Source organism: Moorena sp. SIO2C4, assembly GCF_010672485.1.
Taxonomy (GTDB): Bacteria; Cyanobacteriota; Cyanobacteriia; order Cyanobacteriales; family Coleofasciculaceae; genus Moorena; species Moorena producens.
On the sequence record NZ_JAAHGN010001524.1, the window covers coordinates 1 to 1206 of the forward strand.

1 protein-coding gene is annotated in these 1206 nt (G+C 47.3%); it reads left to right on the plus strand.

Annotated features, from left to right (window positions below; all coding sequences use genetic code 11):
* The first annotated feature begins 188 nt into the window (after window positions 1-188).
* Window positions 189-1124, plus strand: a complete 936-nt coding sequence (locus F6K20_RS39195) for a pyridoxamine 5'-phosphate oxidase family protein (RefSeq protein ID WP_008180486.1) — start codon at window positions 189-191, stop codon at window positions 1122-1124.
* Window positions 1125-1206 lie beyond the last annotated feature (82 nt).

Consider the following 1206-nt stretch of genomic DNA (forward strand, 5'->3'; position numbering starts at 1 on the left):
TTGTCACCAAAACATCCACGGGGGCAAGTCGAAAGACTAGGATATCCAGGAGCCGGATGAGGGGAAACTTTCACGTCCGGATTTGAAGGAGAGGTGCCCTGGGTAATACCAGGCATCGACTCTAATCAGAAATTCTGTGTACAAGAAAACTGCTGTTTTCTGTCTGACTATCCCCAAAGGAGTAGATTATGAGCTTTCACACTGGAGAGATTGCTGTTCAAACTCGGTCTGGGGTAAGGGAAGAAGCTGAGAAACTCAGCTCAATGATTACTCCCGTTATCAAACCGGCTGCTCAGATGCTCCTGACAACCCAACAATTAGCGATCGCTAGTAGTGTGGATACCAATGGCTTGGTTTGGGCATCACTGCTGACTGGTCAACCTGGTTTTGTCCAAGTTTTAGATCATCAAACTGTTGAGATTAACTGTATCCCGATCGATGGGGATCCGTTGTACGAAAACTTGGTGAAAAATGGAGTACTGGGACTTCTGGTGATTGACCTGACTAGCCGTAAACGATTGCGGATGAATGGCTTGGCTAGAGTAGAAGGCCAAGGGCAGATTATGATGCAGACCACTGAGGTATTTTTCAACTGTCCCAAATACATCCAGCTGCGTCATCTAGAGACTGATACCCCTGAGTCAACGCAGCCAAATGAAATTCGCAGCTTTGAGGCTTTGACCACAACCGAGCAAGACTGGATTACCCAATCTGATACCTTTTTCATTGCCAGTTTCAATCCAGAAACTGGGGCAGATGCCTCTCATCGGGGTGGATATCCGGGATTTATCCAGGTGATCAGTGATCATCAGCTAGTGTTTCCCAATTATGCTGGCAATAATATGTTTCAAACCCTAGGTAACCTGACAGTGAATCCCCATGCTGGTCTGCTGTTCATCGATTTTGAGCGAGGCAATACCTTACAACTAACAGGAACAGCCGAGGTGATTTGGGATCAGTCACGATTCACTACCGTTCCAGGAGCGCAACGGTTAGTGGAGTTTCATATTGACCAGGTCTTAGAGACAACTAATGCTAGCCCTATACGCTGGCGCTTTGGAGAGTATTCTGCCGCTAATCCTGCGGTTAAGAAGGAGAGTTTACCAGATGCCCTGGTTGTTTAACACAGGCAACAGGGAACAGGGAACAGGCAACAGGCAACAGGCAACAGGCAACAGGGAATGAAAAAGCTGATCACATAGCGCT

Excerpts from the sequence above, each read along its gene's own strand:
- F6K20_RS39195 (WP_008180486.1), top strand. The coding sequence starts at position 189 with ATGAGCTTTCACACTGGAGAGATTGCTGTTCAAACTCGGTCTGGGGTA.